This window comes from Chitinophaga sp. (assembly GCF_036566945.1).
Taxonomy (GTDB): domain Bacteria; phylum Bacteroidota; class Bacteroidia; order Chitinophagales; family Chitinophagaceae; genus Chitinophaga.
Genome location: NZ_DATCVJ010001057.1, coordinates 1 through 5,822, shown reverse-complemented (window position 1 = coordinate 5,822; position 5,822 = coordinate 1). Strand labels below are relative to the sequence as shown.

The following is a 5,822-nucleotide window of genomic DNA, read 5'->3' as shown; positions in this document are numbered from 1 at the left end:
ACGTAGATGGTATGCATATCCGTTTATTGCTGCTCACCTTTTTCCTGCAATTTTTCCCTGATCTGGTGAAAAACGGACACGTGTATATCCTGGAAACGCCGTTGTTCCGGGTCCGTAACAAGCAACAGACGATCTATTGCTACACGGAAGACGAAAAGCAGAAAGCGGTGAAGAAACTGGGTAACAAACCGGAGATCACCCGCTTTAAAGGATTGGGAGAAATTTCTCCTGACGAATTTGGCCGTTTCATCGGAGAAGATATCCGTATTGAACCGATTATTTTATCGAAAGATATTCATGTCCAGAAGTTACTGGAATACTATATGGGTAAAAATACCCAGACCCGCCAGGAGTTTATCATCAATAACCTGCGGTACGAAAAGGATTTAGTTGAAGAAACGATATAAAGAGAATTACGAATTACGAATTACGAATTACGGACATCCGCGAAGATCTTTGAGTATGACCGTAATTCGTAATTTGTAATTCGTAATTCGTAATTCAATCTATGGGCTTAATACACATTGTTTTTGGTCAGTCTTCAGTTCCTGTGCTGGGAGAAGCGGTGGCGATGGATGAGAAAATGAGCGGAGATATTCTTTGTTTTGAAGATGATCTGTCGGTTGGACCCTTGTTCATACTGGACACAAAAGAAGGCAGAGCCGGACGTAAACAGTTCTGGCAGCAGCTGGCGGGTATATCACCGTTGCCGGCACCTGCGGAAGAAGAGCCGGCACCGGTAGTGGCGCCAGCTGTGGAAGAAGATCCGGAAGATGCAGACCGTTTCAACACCCTGAAAGCACAACTGAAGGAAAATCCTGAACAGGAAGTATGGATCTGGGCCGGACAAAATGCCCGGGATGTATGCGGCTATTACTGGCTGGTGAGTCAGTTGTATGATTTTGCAGGACGCATACATATCATCTACCTCAACAACCTGCCTTTCCTGAATGAGAAAGGAGCCGTATTTTATCCTACTCATCTGCACCAGATCCTGCCGAAGGAATTCCTGAAAGCGAAGAAACTGGCTCGCCCCATTTCATTGGCGGAATATGAGCTGGATGGAGATGAATGGCATCGGCTGATGAATGAAAACGCCGGTATCCGTTTACTGGAAGGTGGTAAGAAAATAAAAGGGGAGCCTACCCTGTTTTACGATAAAGAGCTGCAAACGCAGAGTGGAAAAGAGTTTGTGAAAGCATGGCGGATTGTACAACAGGTAACGGGTAAACTGAAATACCCTGTGATGGACCAGTTCCTGGGCTGGCGGCTGAAAGAGCTGATCCGCGAAGGTAAACTGGAAAGCAGGGGAGAACTGAAAACAATCCGTGATTTTGAGGTGAAGTTGCCAGGTGAAAGTACAGATAATGCCGCCACTATGGACAACACTGAAAATCCAACGACCCTATGATAAAGGTAACATCCCTTGACCTGTTGGGAGCTGATGACCGCGGCAGCGGTTATTTCTGGAATTGCAACCGCACGGGAGATTTCCTGGTATGCTACCGCAATGCGGGCAGCAGTAGCGGGCAGCATTATCACGAAGGAAAAAGTGACAACAAGAATCCGGAAGTACTGTATCTTTTTACCGGCAAGGCCGCCATTCACTGGTGTCCGCTGGGAGGAAAGGAAATAGTGATAACGGAAGTAACTGCACCGGCCAGGGTAGAAGTGCCGGTGAATGTATGGCATGAACTGATTGCTGTTACTGATTGTTGCTTTATTGAACTCAACTCCCTGGAAGATGTACAAAAGGACAGTGTACGTATATGGAGGGAGGATTTTGAAAAAATGATTAACGTAAAACCGTAAGTGTATTATACATGGACATGGAAAATAAAACATCAGACGAATCTCTGCACAATGTCATCCACGTTGGAGGCATGTATGAGAGCTGGTTCCTGGATTACGCTTCCTATGTAATCCTGGAGCGGGCAGTGCCCAGCATGGAAGATGGGTTGAAGCCCGTACAGCGTCGTATCCTGCACGCCATGAAAGAAATGGATGATGGCCGTTTTAATAAAGTGGCAAACGTCATCGGGCAAACGATGCAGTATCACCCGCACGGGGATGCTTCCATTAGTGATGCCATTGTAAACCTCGGCCAAAAGGATCTGCTTATTGAAACACAGGGTAACTGGGGAGATGTAAGAACAGGTGATGATGCTGCAGCCGCCAGGTATATTGAGGCGCGCCTGTCGAAGTTTGCACTGGACGTAGCTTTTAATCCTAAAACGACTTCCTGGCAGCTCAGCTATGACGGCCGTAAAAATGAACCCCTCGCATTGCCGATGAAATTCCCCCTGTTATTGGCACAGGGAGCAGAAGGTATCGCCGTAGGTTTATCTACCAAAATATTACCACACAACTTTATAGAACTGATAGATGCTTCTGTGAAGTACCTGCGGGGCAAAAAGTTTGAACTGTTCCCCGATTTCACAACCGGTGGTATGGTGGATGTAGCTAACTACAACGACGGCAAACGCGGTGGTAAAGTACGTGTACGTGCACATATCGAAGAGAAGGATAAAAAGACCCTGCTGATAAAGGATGTACCTCATGGTATCACCACCACCCAGCTGATGGAGTCTATTGTGAAAGCGAATGACAGCGGCAAAATCAAAGTGAAAAAAGTGGTGGATAATACCGCCGCTGAAGTGGAAATTGAAGTGCAGCTGGCGCCCGGTATTTCACCGGATATTACCATCGATGCATTGTACGCATTTACAGATTGCGAAATATCCATTTCTCCGAATGCCTGTGTGATCGTAAATGATAAGCCGCAATTCCTTACCGCTTCCGATTTGCTGAAATCTTCCGCAGAGTATACCAAAGACCTGCTGAAACAGGAACTGGACATCAAGCTGGCAGAATTACAGGAAAAATGGCATTACACCTCCCTGGAAAAGATCTTCTTTGAAAAAGGTATTTACAAAGAGCTGGAGCAAAAACATAAGGACTGGGAAGCCGTATTGGTAGCTATTGATAAAGGATTTAATCCGTACAAAAAACAATTGAAACGTGAAATTACCCGCGAAGATATTGTGAAATTAACGGAGAAGCCTGTACGTAGAATTTACCGCCTCGATATCAATGAACTGAATGAACAGATCAAAAATATTGAAGCAGAAATCAAGGAAGTAAAAAATCACCTGGCTAACCTGGTAGATTACACCGTTGCCTACTATGATAACCTGCTGAAAAAATATGGTAAAGGCCGTGAACGTAAAACAGTTATCAAAACCTTTGATACCATCCAGGTAGCACAGGTAGCGATTGCCAATACCAAGATATATGTAAACCGTGCAGATGGTTTCATTGGTACCTCCCTGAAGAAAGATGAATTTGTAGCAGATTGTTCTGACCTGGATAGCATCATCGTATTCCGCCGGGATGGTAAAATGCTGGTAACGAAAGTCGCCGATAAAACCTTTGTAGGTAAGGATATCATTCACGTGGATATATTCCGTAAAAATGATGAACGTACTACCTATAACATGATCTACGTGGAAGGTAAAACCGGTGTGAGTTATGCCAAGCGTTTCAACGTAACGGGTGTTACCCGCGATAAAGAATACGAACTCGCACATAAAGGAGAGAAAAATTCCAAAGTGCAGTATTTCTCCTCCAATCCTAACGGAGAAGCAGAAGTGGTGACGATTAAACTAAGTCCTAACTGTAGCGCACGCAACAAGGAGTTTGACCTGTTCTTCGAAACCATTGCGATCAAAGGACGCAGCTCCATGGGGAACGTGGTAACCAAGTATCCGATCCGTGGTGTGAAATTCAAGGAGAAAGGCGTATCCACACTGGCAGGACAAAAGATCTGGTACGATACAGAAACCGGTCGTTTAAATACAGAAGAACGTGGCGTGTATATCGGTGCATTTGAAGGGGAAGACAAGATTTTTGTTGCCTTTAAAAATGGTACCTATGAACTCACTAACTACGATCTGACCAACCGTTACGAATCCGGCGATGTGGTATACATCGAGAAGTTTAACCCGGAAAAAACGGTGACCGCTATTTATTTTGATGCAGATAAAAAACAGTTTAATGTGAAACGTTTCAGAATTGAAACGCAGACATTGAATAATAAATTCCTCTTCATTAAAGAAGGCACGTCCAACTACCTGGAAATGGTGACTACACATACCCAGCCCATTGTATTGCTGAAAACCGGCAAGAAACGGAGTCCGGAAGAAGAAGAAATAGATCTCTCTGAATTTGTGGAAGTAACCGGCTGGAAAGCGGTAGGAACAAGGATTGCAGGTGATGACCTGATTAGTGCGGAATTGTTGTCTGAAGATGAAGATCCGGATCCTAATGAAGAAGGACCAGCAGGAGGACAAGGAGAATTGTTTTAACAGCAGAAGGCATAAAGCATAAAGCAAAAAGCTATTGAGGCGAATGAAGAGAGCGGGTATTATTTCCCACTTTGTTCATTCGCCTCAATAGCTTTTTGCTTTATCCTTTCTGCTTTCTGCTCTTGGAACATTTTTCCCTTAACAATTAAATAAAACACTATCTTAATATGGTTGTTTAATTTGCACCCATCCATATTTTTATTGTTGGAATGAAATACGAAAACTTAGCTGAAACCGAACTCTTACTACTTGTGGCAGCCGATGATGGTGCTGCTTATGAAGTATTGTATCACAGGTATTGGCAACCGCTTTTTCTTTTTGCCTATAAGCGGCTCAAGAGTAAAGAGGAGTCTAAGGACGCGGTGCAGGATGTTTTTATTAACCTGTGGAAACGAAGAAGTACCCTGCAACTAACAGCCTCGTTGCGCACCTATCTTTTTACAGCCGTACGATATGAGTTATTGAAAAAAATAGCGCAGGCCAGGAAGACTTCCGGAAGTGAGGAAATGGATTTACTGCCTTTGCCTGTAGAAGGAGCCACCAGCATGGACTTATTAAGTGAAAAGGAGCTACAGCATGCTTTGTCCATTGCCGTGAACCACTTGCCGCCTAAAATGAGGGAAATTTATTTGTTGAGCCGGCAGCAGCATAAATCTATTACAGAAATAGCGCAGCAACTCTGTTTATCTGAGCAAACCGTGAAAAACCAATTATCCAAAGCCTTGCTACGCCTACGTATGCATTTAAAAGAGGCCACCGTGATCCCGCTGCTGTTCCCAGGGATTATTTATTTCCTTAACATTTAGTTAACATTTAAAAATGGTACTACGTGCTTGATTTTGTTGCTTCACTATAGCATGAGTACATCCGAATTCAAAAATATTGTTGAACGCTATCTGAAAGGAGAAGCCAGCGCCGTTGATCAGGCCATGATCGAAGCATGGATGGCCGCTACGGAAGACAATCCCGTGGACCTTACAGAGGCAGAATTGAAGGCTATCCGTGCAGATATGTTGCAGCACCTGCGGGAGCACAATGGTTATTTATTGGAGACCGGCGGGGGCGGAGTGCTGACACCGGAGGAGGACGCTGATTTGCAAATATCGGAAGAACACACAACGGTACCGGTGGTGAGGCGCCTGCTACCATGGATTCGGCGTATAGCCGTAGCCGTTATATTTTGTATCGGCGTGCTGTCTTTATTTTATTACTGGCGGACTACAACTGTGAAACCAGCGCAGGTAGTGGCCAACGAAACTTTAGCTGCACCGCAATATCGCGTGAGGGTGATAGCTGCCAATGCTATCCGTAAGGTGGTATTGCCGGATAGTTCCGTGGTGATGCTCAACCGCTCCGGCAGTTTGTATTATAATATGCCCTTCGATAAAAGCACCCGCGAAGTATTCCTGGATGAAGGAGAAGCCTTTTTTGAAGTCAAGAAAAATAGCCGGTATC

At 44.7% G+C, this 5,822-nt stretch carries 5 protein-coding genes and 1 pseudogene; all 6 read left to right on the top strand.

Going from position 1 to position 5,822, the window contains the following annotated elements; translation table 11 throughout:
* Nucleotides 1-407 (top strand): annotated as a pseudogene (locus VIP81_RS31910) (type IIA DNA topoisomerase subunit B); the annotation flags it as partial.
* A 101-nt stretch (nt 408-508) separates the two neighbouring features.
* Nucleotides 509-1,411, top strand: a complete 903-nt coding sequence (locus VIP81_RS31905) for a DUF1835 domain-containing protein (protein ID WP_331971742.1) — start codon at nt 509-511, stop codon at nt 1,409-1,411.
* Nucleotides 1,408-1,812 (top strand): hypothetical protein, encoded by a 405-nt coding sequence (locus VIP81_RS31900; RefSeq protein WP_331971738.1) that lies wholly within the window; start codon nt 1,408-1,410, stop codon nt 1,810-1,812. Before VIP81_RS31905 ends, VIP81_RS31900 begins: the two co-directional genes overlap by 4 nt.
* Nucleotides 1,813-1,829: 17 nt before the next feature.
* Nucleotides 1,830-4,367, top strand: a complete 2,538-nt coding sequence (locus VIP81_RS31895) for a DNA gyrase/topoisomerase IV subunit A (RefSeq protein WP_331971735.1) — start codon at nt 1,830-1,832, stop codon at nt 4,365-4,367.
* Nucleotides 4,368-4,576: 209 nt separating this feature from the next.
* Nucleotides 4,577-5,173: an RNA polymerase sigma-70 factor gene (locus VIP81_RS31890; protein WP_331971732.1), complete on the top strand. Its 597-nt coding sequence runs from the start codon at nt 4,577-4,579 to the stop codon at nt 5,171-5,173.
* Nucleotides 5,174-5,224: 51 nt separating this feature from the next.
* A partial coding sequence (locus VIP81_RS31885) for a FecR domain-containing protein (RefSeq protein ID WP_331971729.1) occupies nt 5,225-5,822 on the top strand: 598 nt, incomplete at its 3' end.

Excerpts from the sequence above, each read along its gene's own strand:
- VIP81_RS31905 (WP_331971742.1), top strand. The coding sequence starts at position 509 with ATGGGCTTAATACACATTGTTTTTGGTCAGTCTTCAGTTCCTGTGCTG.
- VIP81_RS31900 (WP_331971738.1), top strand. The coding sequence starts at position 1,408 with ATGATAAAGGTAACATCCCTTGACCTGTTGGGAGCTGATGACCGCGGC.
- VIP81_RS31895 (WP_331971735.1), top strand. The coding sequence starts at position 1,830 with ATGGAAAATAAAACATCAGACGAATCTCTGCACAATGTCATCCACGTT.
- VIP81_RS31890 (WP_331971732.1), top strand. The coding sequence starts at position 4,577 with ATGAAATACGAAAACTTAGCTGAAACCGAACTCTTACTACTTGTGGCA.